Below are 17,424 nucleotides of genomic sequence, written 5' to 3'. Positions count from 1 at the left end.
CAATTGCATATAACGTTGTGTTATAATTTAATATAAATTCTATCAAAATTTGATAGAAGGTATCAATAAAAAGTCGTATCCTTATCAAAAATAGTAGAATAAACAAAAGTAAATGATAAAAACATAGGATAATTATGGAACTAAATATAATGAAGGATTATTTTAAGGGTAAGTGGAGATTTAAATCGCAAGGTATTGAAGAGTTACAAATAAACATATCAGCCTCTCAACTGGGAAGCCAGAAAAATATGGATGTTTGCTTTACCGCTATTAGAACCAAAAAGAATGAGATTACCTGTCATGTAGGAACATCTAAAGATGCTAATTATGACTTTAATACGGCCGCATTTATAAATGAAGAACAACAAAGTCAGAACGGTAGAAAAAGTGTTATATTAATAAATGGAGGTTTTTTTGACAGTCCCGCAATTAATAACGATGGCTTGCCCAATTACGGGCAAAACCAACCTATTGGATACACCAAATCAAATGCTCCACATATTAATTTCGTAAACCCAAGTCCCACCTACTGCCACAATGTAAATAAAAAATATACAAACTACTATGGTTTAATAACTGCTTCAAATAATGGGTATGATATATTTGAATATAAATCCATACTAGATCCTGATAATTTTCTTAGTCAATTTGATAGCTACTTAACAAGCGCGCCCATTTTAATAAAAGATGATAACATTGTTTTTACACAGGCAACTATGAATTTACCTATTTTTAGATGGGACGACCCAAGTAGAAAAAATGCTCCTGGATTCTTACATCATGCTGACCAACCCAACCCTAGATCATGTTTTGGATTTAACGATCATTACTACTTCTTTGTCACCATCCTTGGAAGAGCCGGTCAAATTAAAGGTTTAAATCTGGCAGAATGTGCTATTTTAATGAAAGCCCTAGGATCTAGCCAAGCAATAAATTTAGATGGTGGAAGATCTTCACAACTATTATATGCTAACCGTGTAAGTAGTCTTGAAACCAACTTTGGAGGCAAGAGGAAAGTTCCTGATGTGCTGTTTGTAAAAAGAAAACACAACGACCCTTGGCTCCAAAATTTAGCAAATACAGAGGGTAAAATAAGCCTCATTCAAAGAAGATTCCGCAATCATCGCAAAAACAACATAGAAGTAATGAGACAGATATACTTTCTCATCAAGAATACCAAGGATGCTACTTCTAATGCCTATTCATTCATAGGCAGGTCAGACCGGAAGAATATAGCTTTTCAAAAGATTATAGATTTTTGCAACACCAAGCTAGAAAAAGGTTTAGATATAGGTACCCCGGGTTTAATTTATATACTAAAACTCACTATTGCTATTGCATTAATACCTAGAGGAGAGACAAACAATATAAGTATAATATCAAAGAAGACCTCCTTGAAACAAACTAAGAGTGCTAAATATATATTGGATTCTTTTAACAAAAACACTTTCCCAGAAATAAAAAAAATGATCGGTCCAAATACTATAAATGAGTATAATGATTTACTAGAGTTTTCTGATTTAAAAGCAATATTTAAAAACATAAAGGGTAATACTGCTATTAATAACGACTTTCACGACCTATATAAAGAACAGGTTAAAATTTATCTCTATAATAAAACAAATACCCTAGCTAACGCCTACTCTTAGAACATATGTATCGCTCGTTATAATTATAATCAGTCTTGCTTTGATAATAAATTTCTAAATCGACTATGACTACAGTTAGCAGTACATTCGATTGAACTTTATTATCGAAGGCTCCTTTCATACATCTTAGTCATATATCTCACATAAGCGCGAGCAGCTGGCGAAGCATGTACATATTTCTTAAGGCTCCAATTAATAGATTTAATTAAAGAAGTTTTATCTGACTTAAATGGTGTTTTTTTACTACTAAAATCAGATGACGAGAAAAAAGGATAACTGGACAAGGAATAAACTTCTGATGCTGAAACTTCAAAGTTCGAAACTTCAAAGCTACCAATAGACTCTACACTAGAAATATCTAATGGCTTATTAAATTTATTTCCCCTATCACTTGACTTAAGAGAATTAGACGGACTATTTATTTCTAGATTACCATCTTTTACAAATTTAAAAGCTTTATTCCATAAACATAACAGCTCTGGTGATACATAAGAAGAAGTTTTCTTAAATGAAAACCTTAATGTCATATAAATATCCAATTCAGGAATTAAATTTTGTAGTTTATCTATTAGGTCATATTTTTCTTTTATCTTACCTAATTCACCAACACCAACTTCATAAATAATACAAAAGTTTATGTTTGATAAACACATGTTTTTAAATTTAAAAACAAATTTATGAATTGTATCCAAATCTAGATCAGATAAATCTAAAAAGAAAATATATTTCTCAGATTTTACAATTTCTAACTTACCTATCTCATTTACAGATAATGTATAACTGTAAAACACATCTTTAGAGCCAGGAAGTTCACCAATTAGGGTAAAATCATCCCCATTATTTTTAATGTAAATTAGTTCTGTTTGCATTAAATTTACAAGCTTCATAAAATTCATCATTATAAAATTGTAACATAAATAATAAGCATAGAATTAGCTATATTTTAATAAAAAAGCTATTCTTTGATATGGACTTCTTGGAGTATAAGAACAACAAAAACTTTTAAAAGAGCCTTTCCACTTAACTGTGTAAATTCACTTACATGAATCTCTGAATTCTATGCTCAAACTCGATAGCGAAATAAGGCATAGCCTCATTCCAATATTTAACAGGCATAGACCATTTTTTAGTCAAATAATCTATAGCCAAGTACAAAGATTTGAAAACAGAGTCATCTTTAGGAAATAGCTTTTTATTCTTAATGACTTTCCTAAACTGGCTATTAAGCGATTCAATCGCATTAGTAGTGTAAATAACTTTACGAATTTTTGGAGGATATTGCAAGAATACAGTTAAATTATCCCAATTATTTATCCATGACTTTGAAATTAAAGGATATTTAGTATCATATTTATTTGCAAAGTTATCAAGCTCAGATTGAGCTATTGCAATGGTATCAGCATCATATATTTTCTTTAACTCTCTAGCTACCTCTTTCTTGTCTTTATATGGCACATACTTAAGACTATTACGAATTTGATGAACGATACAAAGCTGATGCTTTGTCTCAGGGTATATAGCTTGTATAGCATCAGACATGCCTTTTAAATTATCAGTACATGCTATAAATATATCCTGTAAGCCTCTATTCTTTAATTCAGTAAAAACACTAAGCCAATATTTAGCACCTTCATTTTGACTGATCCAAAGACCTAATACATCCTTATGACCAGTTAACGATATGCCAAGAGCCACATACACAGCTTTATTAATAATATGCTTGTCTTCTCTAACTTTAACGACTATACAGTCAAAAAACACTATTGGATAAACTGACTCTAAAGGTCTATTTTGCCATGCTTTAACATCATCAATAATAGCTTCTGTAACATCACTTATAAAGCTTGTACTTATCTTTGTATCATATAACTCAAATAACTGTTGTTGGATATCTGTAGTACTCATACCTTTAGCATACAAAGATATAATTTTTTGGTCTAAGCCGTTTATCTTGGTGACTCTTTTGGGAACTATTTGAGGTTCAAAGTCACTATCTCTATCTCGTGGAACTGATATTTCCAAATTACCTGTGTCTGTAGCTAATGTCTTGTTACTATAGCCATTCCTAGCATTTGATGAATTAGTCCTTTGGTGTTTTGAATAACCAAGATGACTATTCATTTCTGCATCTAGTGCTTTTTCTAATAATCGTTTTGTTAGTTGCTTTAGCAAACCATCTTTCTCAAACATTTGATTAATATCAACACCTGAATCTATTATTTGATCTGCAATAGCTGTGTAAATATCTTCTGACTTCTTATTCTTAGACATTGTTTCTATCCTTAATATTTCGCTAGAAATAATCTAGCAGGTTAATTAAGAATTTACACATTTATTTGGAAAGTCCCTTTTTAAAACGTCCATCCCTTTATTTATGATTCTATTTAAATCAAAGAAATTTGTATACCCAATATAATTCTACTTACTCGTATCCAAGAAAAACTCTTTTCTTTGGAAGGTCTGGTTATTTTTATCCAAATATAGACGATCCCCTTTTAACCAAATAGCTATATCTCTGCCGTCATCAAACCTAGCACCATCGGCCGACACTACTTGAGGTAAGGTATATTCTTTACCTTGGTAAATTAACTTAATAAAACTAAGACTCTTATCCGATAATGAGTAAAACGTTAAAATTATTTCTTCTTTTTTATTATCCACAAAGATACTTTGTGCATCTTTTTCTACATCTAAAGCATAACTATAACATTCTAAACACGCATAAATAAATAATAAGAAGTATATAGATAAACATTTAATTTTTCTCATAATATAGACCTTTTCTTATGGATGCAAGTTAGTAGTACTATTGTAATAACAGATGTAATAATCATGGTTATAGCAATAGGAAGAGAACTAGTTGCTGGAAATATCATCGCAACACTTCCTATCAATCCACTAATAGCAAACTCCATAGTACCAAACAACGCAGCTGCTACTCCTACAATTTCATAAAATGGCTCTAAACTACCACTAGCTCCCGTTCCTGAGGTAAAAGCTGAGCCAAAAGTAGCAAAGAAACAAGGAACAAAAAAACCCCATAAAGATAAACCATAAATAAGATATATTGCCAAAGATAAGACGCCAGCTGTAAATACACAACTGACTCCTAAAATAGCTGTTTTATAAACTCCTATTTTATTTACCACAACACCAGCAAATAATGAACCTACAAGATAAGCAACACCAGCTAAACCAAACATCACATATATCTTAGATAAAGGGTACCCTAAATAAGTAATGATATATGGTGTCATTGAAAATAATACAAAAAATGCTGACATACCTGAGACTGCTGTCAGAGAATAAGCCCAAAATTGCAATGATTTTGAAACCTGCAAATATCTTGCAAAAACATTTAAAGACATTTTTTTACGTCTTTCTATTGGCAAGCTCTCCTTAACAAAAAAAACTATTATTAAAAAAGTTAAAAATGCTAAAAACGTCAGTAAAACAAATGCTGCTTGCCACTCAAAATATATAGCTAACTCGACACCAATAAGAGGGCCTACAATAGGTGAAATGGATATTATCGCATTTATAAAACTATATATCATTGAGCTAGTTTTACCAGAAAAAGCATCTCTTACTATAGCGAAAGCGACTACAGATAAACCACAACACCCTAAAGCTTGAACGACCCTTGAAAAAATTAATAGGCCTATAGTATCTGATAGTGCACATAAAGCTGAACCTAACAGAAATAACAATGATGATAGTAGTATAATTCTAAATCTACCAAACTGATCCGATAACGGTCCAAGAAAAAGCTGACCCACTCCTGTTACTACTAAAAATAACGACAATGTTATTTGTACCATTGACTGAGTTGTTTGTAGAGACTCTTTCATAGCAGGTAGAACAGGCATGTAAACATCCATAGCTAATGCAAAAGCAAAGACCATGGGTCCTAAAATAAGAATAGTTTTAAGCGGAGAATAGTTCCACATAGTAGAGCCCCTTTTTTTTCATTTATCAAGTAACGGATTATACCAGAATAACTTTAGTTTAGAAGGTACTTAAACTAGCTAATCACTTTTTATTAATGTTATAATAGCTTCAAAACATAGTAAACATTAATTTAAAATGTTAAAAAAATTCAACCTAATAATAGTAACCCTTCTTCTGCCCTTACTTAGTTTTGCAAGTGATGGATCATCTTTAGAAGCCATTAGCGTAAATGCTATAAACCAACCACTAGCTATAGCCGCTATTGTGGTTTTTGTTTTAGCTTATTTATTCGTAATGACAGAAGACTATACAAAGCTTAATAAATCCAAGCCAGTTATACTTGCAGCTGGTGTTATCTGGATACTTGTTGCTATTGTAGGCGAATCTTTTGGAGCTAACAATATCGTTCAAAGTAATTTTGACCATATAATGACTGAATATGGTGAACTGCTTTTGTTCTTGTTGGTTGCTATGGCTTATATAAACTTAATGGAAGATAGAAATATATTTGAGAAACTCAAAAGCACTCTTCTAAGGTCAGGTTTTGGATATTTAGCAATATTTTGGCTTACAGGAATAATTGCATTCTTTTTATCTGCAGTGGCTGATAACTTAACCACAGCTTTAGTAATGAGTACCGTAGTAATCTCTATAGGTAAGGACAATAAAAAATTTATAACTATGGCCTGTGTTAATATTGTAGTAGCAGCTAATGCCGGTGGTGCATTCTCACCTTTTGGAGATATCACTACACTTATGGTGTGGCAAACTGGTGCTGTTAGTTTCAATGGATTTTTTGCTATTTTTATTCCTTCATTAGTTAACTTTTTAATTCCTGCTGTTATTATGAGTTTCTTTTTACCAAAGATGCAGGTTAAATCTATTATAGAAGAGAAAGTACAACTAAAAAGAGGCGCTGTACCAGTTATCATATTATTCATTTTAACGATTATAACAGCTGTTTCTTTTGAGCATGTTTTACACTTACCTCCATCTCTTGGTATGATGACCGGACTTGGATACGTCATGATATATAACTATTTCTATGGGTTGAAAATAAATAGAGAAATTAGACAAGGTCACAAAATGCCTCCTCAAGCTTTTGATATTTTCGACAAAATAAAAGAAGCTGAATGGGACACTTTACTTTTTTTCTATGGAATACTAATTTCTGTACAAGGTTTAGCTGCACTTGGATACTTAGGTGTTGCCTCTCAGTATATATACAAAGACATGCAATCGATCGCTCCAAACTTATTCTCAGCACATACTCAAGCAAATACAATAATTGGGATACTTTCTGCTATTGTTGATAATATACCTGTTATGTTTGCGGTATTAAGCATGCACCCAACTATGGAGCATACCCAATGGTTACTAGTTACTCTTACAGCTGGAGTTGGAGGTAGTTTATTATCAATAGGCTCAGCTGCTGGTGTAGCTGTTATGGGCAAATCAAAAGGCAAATATACCTTTATTGGTCATCTTAAATGGACATGGGTCATTGCAGTAGGATATTTTGCTAGTATTATAGTGCATTTGCTTATTAATTAACCTCTTTTTTGAAATTAGTTGGAAGAGATTTCTAGATGTGTTTCTGATTTTATTACTGTTATCAAAAACCCATATGCCTTTCGCGTTTATATACTTTCTTATAGAACACAAGGCTTCTGGAGAAAGAAATTTATGCTCTATCACAGCAAATTCCAATTTATATTAAATTCTATTCGTTTGGAAAGCCCCAACAATGTAGACCAAGATAGATCTTTAGCTAATCTATTTTTAAAAACCATAAATCCACTATACGGATGGGCTAATAAGGCTTATGACGGTCATTGCTCCAATTGTGCTTTCAATGTATACATGTTTTTATCAGGATTTAAACTAAATAGATCATTTATGGATAATGATAATGAATTTATGCCAATTAGCACATTTATATATAATGGTCTTTACAGTGGCGCTACATCACAATTACAGCTAGAAAAAGATGGGCCTATTAATAAATATAAAATGGACCAAGGAGAAGGTTATCGTAAAATTCTGGGGTATCATCGACTACAAGCAGACTATGCTGTATATTTACATTGTATAAAATATGAAACTAATTGTGTGATTGTTTCCATCGCGGAAGGAACTCACTGGTACGCAGCATTTTACGATGGATGCCGCACTTGGTTCATAGATGCTCAAACTGGAAAAGGTTTCAATCTTTATGACGAACACGATGATCTTCAACGCATGCCTACAATAGATACTAACAGATTCAAAAAAGGAAAAGATAACGAATATAGTAGATTTGGATCAACACTTACGTTTATTAGTTTCTCTAATGAGCAACTCGTTGAGTTTCTAAATAAAAACCCTAGATTAGCTCAGCTATACTCACCACAAGTTCAACCAATTAAACCAGGTGTAAATAGTACTACTAGACCTCTATCATTTCCAGAATACGTTAATAGCCAAAATAAACAAAACCCTAGAAATGCAGACTATAGCTATAGGTATCAATATGGGAAGCCAAAAGATGATTTTGCTATTTTTAATAAACCAATAAGTGCAACATTTAAAAGTGACTGCGCCCCTATCATGAGAAAAAGTAAAGATGATTACTTCGACTATTAATACCTATAACAAAATAATCATTAAAACAAGCTTACTAAGCTTTGCTGCATAGCGTAAATTTTGTAGAAAAATTTAGATATGTTTATCTTATTTAATACACTTAAAGTTATTAATTTGATACTTTAAGGCCTTATTCTTTTGCTTGGATTTTGATATCATTTTATTAGAACTTTCTTACTAAATTATATAAATGTCATATCAAGCACTAGCACGCAAATATAGGCCCAAATCTTTTTCAGAAGTAGCTGGACAACAGCATGCTCTTAATAGCTTAATACATGCTCTTAAAACTCAAAAAGTGCATCATGCCTACCTATTTACAGGCACCAGGGGAGTTGGTAAGACTACTCTTGGTAGGCTACTTGCCAAATGCCTAAACTGCAAAACAGGTGTAACAGCTGAACCATGTAATGATTGTGAAAACTGTTTAGCGATAAATAATAACAGCTTTATCGATTTAATCGAAATTGACGCTGCCTCACGCACTGGGGTAGAGGAAACAAAAGAGATTCTAGATAATATTCAGTATATACCTTCACAAGGTAGATACAAAGTATATTTAATCGATGAGGTCCATATGTTGTCTAAACAAAGTTTTAACGCTCTATTAAAAACTCTCGAAGAGCCTCCTGAATATGTAAAATTTATCTTAGCAACAACTGATTATCACAAGATACCAGTAACCATACTTTCTAGATGTATACAATTACATCTTAAACACATATCTCAGCTAGATATCAAATCCCAGCTTAAAGAGGTTTTATCTAAAGAAAATATCTGCTCAGATGAGCGATCTTTAGACTACATAGCGTACCATGCTAAAGGCAGCCTTAGAGATGCTTTAAGTCTACTTGATCAAGCAATTAGCTTTTGTAACGGTAAGATAGAACAATTCAAAGTAAAGCAAATGCTTGGTATTGTCGATAATGAAGAAATATATAATATAATAAACGCTATCATAGACGACAGTCCAAATGCTATATTACCTGCTATTAAAAACCTTTCTCTTTCTGAAAATAATGCTGAAACTATACTAGATAAAATAGCTGAAATCTGGTTTAGTTGCTGTGTATATAGTCTAACGAAAAGCCTTGATGCAACCAATAATATTAGTACAGATATAATTAATAGAGTACTTAATAAAATATCTACTGAGCAAGCTCATTTTTTATATCAACTAACAATTTCTGCAAAAAAAGATATTTCTCTAGCGCCTAGCTTTGAAACTGGTGTAACCATGGCTATACTTAGATTAATAGCGTTTCAAAAAAAAAACTTAAATAATTCTAGCTTTGACTATTCAGAAACAACTACAAATACTACTAAAAAAAACTTTTCTGAATTAAAGCAACAACTTTCAAACCCTGTCTTTAAAAGTAGTGACCAAAAACCTATTAATAAAGAATATACTAAAGACTCTCTTGATAAGCTATGGTTTGAATTATTAAATAAAATGTACCTTAAAGGTTTTACAAAAACACTGGCTTTCAACAGCAACTTACTAAAAATTAATGGAGATTCTTATGATATCCAACTTAATGAAGATGCTAAAAAAATCTTAGAACTTGATCCTCAAAGTATAGCGAAACTACAAGCAAATATTAGTAAGCACTTGAACAACTCCAGCTTTGAACTAAATATTAAAAATATACCTAATAGTAATATTGTAACAAGTCAGAAATCACCAGCCGAGATAAAAAAAGATAATGCTATAGAAAAAATTCATAGTAACCAAAATGTAAAACTTATAAAAGAAAAGTTACAAATCCATATAAAAGATGAAAATATAATTTTGACCGATTAAGGGGCTGTTGCAAACTAAAATTATATGTTCCGAACTGTGTTAAAAATATTCCCATGCATCTTTATCAGCAAATATAGCATGTAGCAGCTTATTATTAAGAGTATGTCCAGACTTATAGCAATTAAAATGCCCTAGTATATAACCTCCAACATAAAAATCACCAATTGCATCCAGTAGCTTATGTCTTACAAATTCATCTGCGTATCGTAAACCACCTTCATTCAAAACACCTTCATTTGTAATACCAACAGCATTATCTAAAGAAGCACCTTTTGCAAGGTTGTTTTGGTGTAAATAAGCAAGCTGCTCATAAAAACCAAAAGTTCTAGCTCTTGAAATCATTTTAATATATTCACCAAGGTTATATTCAAAAACTATATGATCATTAGTAGCTGCAATTACAGGGTGGTCCCATTTAATTTTAAACTCATACTTAAGACTATCGCTTGGTAATACCTCTGCGAATTTATCCTCATCCTCGACTCTTACTGGCTTTAAAATTTTGATACCTTTTCTAGCTGTATTTTGCTCAACTACACCGACTTGCTTTAATAAATTAACAAAATCATGAGAACTACCGTCCATAACTGGTAACTCTGGAGCATTGACCTCTATCAAAACGTTATCTATTTCAAACATCGCAAAAGCAGACATCAAATGCTCAATTGTAGAGATAGATAAACTTTGATCACCATCTTTAGTTAAAAGAGTACACATAATAGCTTCTTTGATATTAGATGGAGTAACCTTAATATCTACGACTGGCTGTAAGTCAGCTCTACGAAAAATTATACCAGTATCAACAGTTGCAGGTTTAACTATCATAGAAACGTTAACTCCAGAATGCAAGCCTATTCCTGATACAGAAAACTCCCTTGCTAAGGTTTTTTGTTTCATAAGCAACTTCTCTTTATAGCTTTATTTAACTAATCTTGTGGCTACTTTCTTCTTAGAAAACTAGGTATATCTGACTTATTAGCATCATCAGATCCAGAACCAGGAGTGATACTAGTAGTAGCAACTTCTGCTTCCCTTCTTAGGAAAGAAGCAGCTGGTGCTGCTCTTTCAGAAGAAATTTCTCTTTGAGAGTGGTGAGCACCTTTTTCTAATCCAAAACCTTTCTTCATAGATACTTTTTCTATACCAGTAACAACAACTGTCACTTTCATAGAATCAGTTATATCAGGATCAATAACTGTACCTGCTATAACAATAGCATCATCAGAAATGAAAGATCTAATAACCTCTCCAACTTCCTCAAACTCCCCTATAGACATATCCATACCGGCTGTAATATTCACTATTACACCTTTAGCACCATCTAGATTAATATCTTCTAAAAGAGGGCTTGAAATCGCAGCTTCTGCTGCCTCTCTTGCTCTATTTTCACCAGATGCCTCACCCATACCCATCATAGCTAGACCCATATTAGTCATAACAGCCCTAACATCAGCAAAGTCAACGTTTATCAAACCTGGTCTAGTTATTAACTCAGAAACTCCTTTAACAGCATTTCCTAAAACATCATTAGCCGCATTAAAAGCATCTATTAAACTAGCTTCTTTTCCTAAAACACTAAGTAGCTTTTCATTTGGAACGGTGATTATTGAATCAACATGTTTAGTTAATTCTTCAATTCCTAACTCAGCTGCTTTCATTCTTCTAGGTCCTTCAAACGGGAAAGGCTTAGTAACTACAGCAACTGTAAGTACACCCATATCTTTTGCAACCTCTGCAACAACTGGGGCCCCACCTGTACCTGTACCACCACCCATACCAGCAGTGATAAAAACCATATCAGCACCTTCTAATAGTTGCTCTATCTTAGCTCTATCTTCTGTAGCTGCTCTTTTACCGATTTCTGGATTTGCACCAGCTCCCAGTCCTTTAGTCAAATTTGTACCTATTTGTAGTACATTTTGAACTTTTGACTTTGATAAAGCTTGACCATCAGTATTTAAAGCAAAAAATTCAACATCTGTAACCTCATCACACATATGCTGAACAGCGTTACCGCCACCACCACCAACGCCGATTACTTTAATTACAGCATTTGAAATCATTGAATCGTTAAAGTCAAACATATTTACACTCCTTTATTTATATATTTACCTATATCACTATCTTAAAAATTATTAGAAAACCACCCCTTTACTGAAGAAACAATTTTTTTCTTAGGCTTATTTTCTTTTGTTGTATCTTCTTCTACTTTTGACTCAACTAATTTACAGTGGTCGTGCTCACTAGCGTATTTAAGCAAACCTACAACTGTAGCATATGACGGGTTATGGACAACCTCATTTGCTCCAGAAACCTCTATAGGCCCCCCAACTCTTGCAGCAGGTAACTTAAACATATCTAAAGCAAGCCTAGCCAATCCTTTTAGTTTAGCGCCACCACCTGTGAAAACTATCCCTGATGGCATAAGTTCAAGCAAACCATTAACCTCTAATTCATCATACAAAGATCTAAATATTTCTTCTACCCGGGCTTCTATAACTAATGATAAATCTTGTAAAGATATTCTTTTTTTAGCATTTCCCAAAGAGTTTGGAATATCTATCTTCTCATCTGGATTTTTTAAATACTTACTTGCTGCATATCCGTATTGTAGTTTTAAACTTTCTGCTGCTTCTATTGGAAGTTTAAAAACTTTTGATACATCGGATGAAATATTATTCCCACCAGCAGGAATAGTTGATGTGTAGCAAATACCGTTGTCTGAAAAAACTGAAAAACTTGTTGTATCAGCGCCCATGTTTACTAAACAAACACCCATTTCTTTTTCACTATCTGTAAGAATAGCCTCACTTGAAGCCAGCTGCTCTACAACTATATTGTTTATCTTATAACCACAGTTTGAAATACATTTTCTAACATTTTGTAATAAACGAGATGAGATAACTACTATATGTACATTTGATTCTAACCTTACAGCAAACATGCCTATTGGTTCTGTGACCCCTGACTGGCCGTCTACTACGTAATCCCTTTGCAAAACATGAAGCATTTCTGTATCTGCTGACATAGGCACAGCCTTAGCAGTCTTAATTGCCATGGCTAAATCTTCCATAGCAACCTCTCCATTTTCTACTGCTGCCAAACCATAAGAGTTAAAGCCCTTGATACTAGGCGCACTCAGACCCAAGGTGATATCTTTAGTATCAACACCAGCTATGCTTTTTGCTTCGTCTAAAGCTTCGCTAAGAGTTTCCATAGCCATTTCAAGGTTTATTACTGAGCCTTGTTTTATACCCTTTGATTTTTTTTGGCTGACCCCTAGTATTTTAATAGTATCATTTTCAACCATCTGACCTATAGCTACTGTGATCTTGTGAGAACCTAAATCAACTGCACAAAAATTACTACTTCCGAAGCCCATTATACTTACCTTAGTTATTAAAATAGATTTGTATTTCTAGTTTTTTAATGCGTACCTAGACTACATTATAAGCTTATTTATTATAGAAAACCAACAAAATGGGAATTTTATTTTTATTTATACTTTATGGCAAAACCATTGGCATATCGCATATCAAAATATTCTACAGATTCATAATCTTTAACTCTTTTGTAGTTCCTAAAATACTCCTTTAGACGAAAATCAAGGTTCCTTGATCCAAGGATTACAACCTGACCATTTAAAAGTTGTAATTTAAACTGGTTACCTTGGTAAAAAATTTCAATAATCTCTGAAGAATTTGTTTTTGCAATATCATTTAACTTTTGATAAGTTTCGTAAATATAGTGTCTATTATTTTCATCATTACTTTGTATATACGGAAGCTCTTGATCATAATTAAATATAGCAGGTTTGACGATATCCATATTATCAATCAAAATCTTATTGTTACCCCAGTAGGCTATAGGTTTTCTATTATATAAATATATAACTAATGTTGAAGGCCACACTTTTTTGACCAAAATATAATCTACACCCTTTATTCTATACAAGTGTTTCTCTATATCTTCAATATTAAGATCAAACCATTGCTTGTTATTCAAACTTGTTATCTTGTTTATTAATTCCTGCCTAGAAACGTATACTAAACCATCATTAGAAACGACATCTACCTTTGAAATACTTCTGTCTGTTTGTAGCATTAAATAAACTACTATCCCAAATAACGTAACAAGTATTGACAAAGGTATTATCAATCGTCTAAAAGCTTTCATCACCGTGCTTGTTCTATAATTATTTTTACAAAATTATCAAAATCAATACCTTCTGCTGCTGCAGATTTTGGAGATAAACTATGTTCTGTCATACCTGGAGAAGAGTTAATTTCCATTAGGTAAAACGTATCTTGGTCATATATAAGGTCAACCCTAGCATGCCCCTTACATTCCAAAATATCATAAGCTTTTTTTGCTAGCTGCCTTGCCTCAAGTTCTTTTTGTTTACACAGCCCACTAGGACTATGATAAATTGATTTACCGCTATATTTTGACTCATAATCATAAAAATCATTTAATGGCTCAATCCACACAGACGAATACACTTCATTATTAACAATAGCTACTGTTATCTCCTTGCCAGTTATCCACTGCTCAACCATTACATCACCATATTTAGAAGCTTCACTATAAGCTGCTTTTAACTCTGAAACTGAATTAACCTTAAATGTAGCTATACTTGAACCACCACTACATGGCTTAACAGCAACTGGAAAACTAATTTCTTCTTCGTTAATCAACCTAGCTGTAAGAATCTTAGCCTTAGGAGTAGGCATTTTGTGATGCATCCATATTTCTTTAGAAAGCATCTTATCCATAGTTATTACACTAGACTTCATATCAGAAGAAGTATGTTTTATCTTCAACATTTCCAATAATGCTGATACTTTACCATTTTCTCCATCTTCACCATGTAACGCGACAAAGCACTTATCAGGATTTAACTTAAGTAATCCTTTTACAAGTTCTTTTGAGCTAGCATCCAATCCCACAGCATCATAGCCCTGTTTTTGCAAAGATTCTAGTACAGCTTTACCAGACTTTAATGAAACTTCCCTTTCAGGCGAATCTCCACCGTACAAAACCACTATTTTTTCTTTTTTCATCTTTTTCCCAAAAAAAATTCTTTTAGAAGGCTGCCGCACTTATCTGCCATCACGCCTTCTGTTACTTTTAGATTATGGTTTAAGTTCTTGTTGAGGTGGTACTTTTCTTGAGAAAAAGCTCCAACCCGTTTATCTTTACATGCATATATTACTTCTGTCACTCTAGCTTGGACTAAAGCGCCCAAACACATTATACATGGCTCAAGGGTTACATACAATTTTGTATTGACTAATCGATGATTTGTTAATAAGTTAGCTGCCATTTGAATAGTTAATATTTCTGCATGGGCAGTCGGGTTAATATCTACTATAGTTCTATTATAACTCTTAGCAAGAATTTGCCCCTCTTTGACTAAAATAGCTCCTATAGGGACCTCTCCCAAATTATATGCTATTAAAGCTTGCTCATAAGCTTGTTGCATAAAAAAATTATGCTCTTGTAACTGTTTTGACACCTGAAAATACTTTTTAACTTGAAGTATTAGATTCTCTTATATAATATTATACATTAACAAAATTGTTTGCTACGTGTTTTTTTGTACTTCCAGTGGGACACAAGCAAACTATGTTTAACTAACCACACTGGAATGGAAATAATAAAATGTCAGAAAATTTCAAAGAACTATTTGAACAATCTCTGAAACAAACAGAGATGAGAGTCGGTAAAATCATAGAAGCAACGGTTGTAAGCATTGATAAAGAATATGCTATGATCGATGCTGGTCTGAAGTCAGAGTCATTCATACCTGTTTCTTCACTAAAAAATAGCTGTGGTGAAATAGAAGTTGCTCCAGGAGACAAAATAAATGTTGTACTTGAAGCACTAGATAATAGCTGTGGTGAAACTAGATTATCACGTGACAAAGCTAAGAAAATCGAGCTTTGGGACAGAATTGAAAAAGCTTTTGAAAGCAATGAAACCGTTCTAGGTAGAATAACTAACCACGTACGTGGTGGTTATACGATGGATGTAGAAGGTTTAAGAGCTTTCTTACCAGGGTCATTAGTAGATACAAGACCCATCAAAGATGTCGCTCACTTAGAAGATAAAGATATCGAGCTTAAAGTAGTAAAGATTGATACAAAGAGAAACAATATTGTTGTTTCTAGAAAAGCTGTTATTGAAGAGAGCAACTCTGGTGATAGAGATGCAATGCTTGAAAAAATCTCTGAAGGTAGTGTTCTTAAAGGTATTGTTAAAAACATTACTGACTTTGGTGCATTTATCGATCTTGGTGGCGTTGATGGATTACTACACATCACAGATATCTCTTGGAGCAGAATTAGTCATCCAACAGATGTACTATCTATCGGCCAAGAAATAGATGTTAAGGTAATTAAATTTGACAAAGAAAAACAAAGAATCTCTCTAGGTATTAAACAGCTTGGTGAAGATCCTTGGTTGAATATCGCAAAAGAGTTACCTGTAGGTGCTAAACTGGCAGGAAGCGTTACTAATATTACAGATTACGGCTGTTTTGTTAAGCTTAAAGAAGGAATCGAAGGTTTAGTACATACTTCTGAAATGGATTGGACAAACAAAAATATTAACCCACATAAAGCTGTATCTATTGGTCAAGAAGTTGAGGTTATAGTACTAGAGCTAGATGCTGATAACCATAGAATCTCTCTAGGTATCAAACAGTGCAAACCAAATCCTTGGAGTGAATTTGAAAAAAATTACAAGCCTGGTGATAAGGTAACTGGCAAGATCAGATCTATAACAGAATTTGGTGTATTTATTGGTCTAGATGGTGGGATTGATGGACTTGTGCATATCTCTGATGTTGCATGGGATAATCCAGCAAAAGCTATTAAAGAACTTAAAAAAGGTGACGAAGTAGAAGCTGTATTAGTTTCTGTAAATACTGATCTTGAAAGAATAGCTCTTAGCATGAAGCAACTTTCCGAAGATCCTTTCAAAAACTTTGTTAACTTACATCCTAAAGGCTCTTTAGTTAAAGGTAAAGTTACTAAAGTACAAGAAAATGGTGCTGTAGTAATGCTTGATGAAGATAATAACATAGATGGTTTCATCAGAATTGCTGAAGTTTCTGTAGACCATACTAAAGATGTTCGTGATGAGTTAAGCGAAGGTCAAGAAGTTGAAGCTAGGATTATCAACATAGACACTAAGAAAAGAGGTATTGCTCTTTCTATTAAAGCTGTTGAGGAAGAAGCTTCTTCTACTAATAAGACTAACTACAAAGTTGAACAAATGACTCCAACAACTTTAGGTGATTTAATAAAAGAGCAATTAAATAAAAAATAATTGCCTTTTATATCATTTATCTATTTATTTAAATACAGCCTACAAGCTAAATTTTAGTTT

At 32.9% G+C, this 17,424-nt stretch carries 15 protein-coding genes; 5 read left to right on the top strand and 10 right to left on the bottom strand.

What is annotated here, in order from left to right; genetic code table 11:
* Positions 1 to 134 precede the first annotated feature (134 nt).
* The gene (locus E3E15_RS00525) at positions 135 to 1,649 is read left to right on the top strand and encodes a phosphodiester glycosidase family protein (protein ID WP_172106196.1); all 1,515 of its coding nucleotides are present in this window, start codon (positions 135 to 137) and stop codon (positions 1,647 to 1,649) included.
* 101 nt (positions 1,650 to 1,750) lie between these two features.
* Here E3E15_RS00525 and E3E15_RS00520 read toward each other — a convergent pair whose 3' ends face one another.
* The 4 genes from E3E15_RS00520 to E3E15_RS00505 all read right to left on the bottom strand — a co-directional run bounded on the left by E3E15_RS00520 (position 1,751) and on the right by E3E15_RS00505 (position 5,599).
* A complete protein-coding gene (locus E3E15_RS00520; RefSeq protein ID WP_172106195.1) occupies positions 1,751 to 2,518 on the bottom strand; it encodes a hypothetical protein in 768 nt (255 codons plus the stop codon).
* Between the two features lie 169 nt (positions 2,519 to 2,687).
* The gene (locus E3E15_RS00515; protein WP_172106156.1) at positions 2,688 to 3,920 is read right to left on the bottom strand and encodes an IS256 family transposase; all 1,233 of its coding nucleotides are present in this window, start codon (positions 3,918 to 3,920) and stop codon (positions 2,688 to 2,690) included.
* A gap of 147 nt (positions 3,921 to 4,067) precedes the next feature.
* Positions 4,068 to 4,418: an MliC family protein gene (locus tag E3E15_RS00510; protein WP_172106194.1), complete on the bottom strand. Its 351-nt coding sequence runs from the start codon at positions 4,416 to 4,418 to the stop codon at positions 4,068 to 4,070.
* On the bottom strand, positions 4,415 to 5,599 hold the full coding sequence (locus tag E3E15_RS00505) for a multidrug effflux MFS transporter (protein ID WP_035720706.1): 1,185 nt from the start codon (positions 5,597 to 5,599) through the stop codon (positions 4,415 to 4,417). Before E3E15_RS00505 ends, E3E15_RS00510 begins: the two co-directional genes overlap by 4 nt.
* Before the next feature lie 136 nt (positions 5,600 to 5,735).
* Between E3E15_RS00505 and nhaD the strand changes: the two genes are divergently transcribed.
* The 3 genes from nhaD to dnaX all read left to right on the top strand — a co-directional run bounded on the left by nhaD (position 5,736) and on the right by dnaX (position 10,029).
* Positions 5,736 to 7,154 (top strand): sodium:proton antiporter NhaD, encoded by a 1,419-nt coding sequence (gene nhaD / locus E3E15_RS00500; RefSeq protein WP_172106193.1) that lies wholly within the window; start codon positions 5,736 to 5,738, stop codon positions 7,152 to 7,154.
* Between the two features lie 132 nt (positions 7,155 to 7,286).
* The gene (locus tag E3E15_RS00495) at positions 7,287 to 8,225 is read left to right on the top strand and encodes a hypothetical protein (protein ID WP_172106192.1); all 939 of its coding nucleotides are present in this window, start codon (positions 7,287 to 7,289) and stop codon (positions 8,223 to 8,225) included.
* A 190-nt stretch (positions 8,226 to 8,415) separates the two neighbouring features.
* On the top strand, positions 8,416 to 10,029 hold the full coding sequence (gene dnaX / locus E3E15_RS00490; protein WP_172106191.1) for a DNA polymerase III subunit gamma/tau: 1,614 nt from the start codon (positions 8,416 to 8,418) through the stop codon (positions 10,027 to 10,029).
* Positions 10,030 to 10,068: 39 nt separating this feature from the next.
* Here dnaX and lpxC read toward each other — a convergent pair whose 3' ends face one another.
* From lpxC to E3E15_RS00460, 6 genes are all read right to left on the bottom strand, one after another.
* Positions 10,069 to 10,926 (bottom strand): UDP-3-O-acyl-N-acetylglucosamine deacetylase, encoded by an 858-nt coding sequence (gene lpxC, locus E3E15_RS00485; protein ID WP_172106190.1) that lies wholly within the window; start codon positions 10,924 to 10,926, stop codon positions 10,069 to 10,071.
* Positions 10,927 to 10,967: 41 nt separating this feature from the next.
* A complete protein-coding gene (gene ftsZ, locus E3E15_RS00480; RefSeq protein WP_035720692.1) occupies positions 10,968 to 12,113 on the bottom strand; it encodes a cell division protein FtsZ in 1,146 nt (381 codons plus the stop codon).
* A 41-nt stretch (positions 12,114 to 12,154) separates the two neighbouring features.
* Positions 12,155 to 13,411 (bottom strand): cell division protein FtsA, encoded by a 1,257-nt coding sequence (gene ftsA, locus E3E15_RS00475; protein ID WP_172106189.1) that lies wholly within the window; start codon positions 13,409 to 13,411, stop codon positions 12,155 to 12,157.
* A gap of 113 nt (positions 13,412 to 13,524) precedes the next feature.
* Positions 13,525 to 14,205: a cell division protein FtsQ/DivIB gene (locus E3E15_RS00470; protein WP_245313667.1), complete on the bottom strand. Its 681-nt coding sequence runs from the start codon at positions 14,203 to 14,205 to the stop codon at positions 13,525 to 13,527.
* Entirely contained in the window at positions 14,205 to 15,092 is an 888-nt protein-coding gene (locus E3E15_RS00465; protein ID WP_172106187.1) for a D-alanine--D-alanine ligase, read from the bottom strand. The genes E3E15_RS00470 and E3E15_RS00465 overlap by 1 nt, the downstream gene beginning before the upstream one ends.
* Positions 15,089 to 15,547, bottom strand: coding sequence for a nucleoside deaminase (locus E3E15_RS00460; protein WP_245313666.1), 459 nt, complete (start codon positions 15,545 to 15,547; stop codon positions 15,089 to 15,091). The genes E3E15_RS00465 and E3E15_RS00460 overlap by 4 nt, the downstream gene beginning before the upstream one ends.
* A 146-nt stretch (positions 15,548 to 15,693) precedes the next feature.
* Here E3E15_RS00460 and rpsA point away from each other — a divergent pair, with 146 nt between their 5' ends.
* Complete coding sequence (gene rpsA, locus E3E15_RS00455) at positions 15,694 to 17,364, top strand: 30S ribosomal protein S1 (RefSeq protein ID WP_035720681.1); 1,671 nt, start codon at positions 15,694 to 15,696, stop codon at positions 17,362 to 17,364.
* The last annotated feature ends 60 nt before the right edge of the window (positions 17,365 to 17,424 follow it).

The organism is Allofrancisella frigidaquae, from assembly GCF_012222825.1.
Lineage (GTDB): Bacteria > Pseudomonadota > Gammaproteobacteria > Francisellales > Francisellaceae > Francisella > Francisella frigidaquae.
This window is presented reverse-complemented; position numbering and strand designations above follow the sequence as displayed.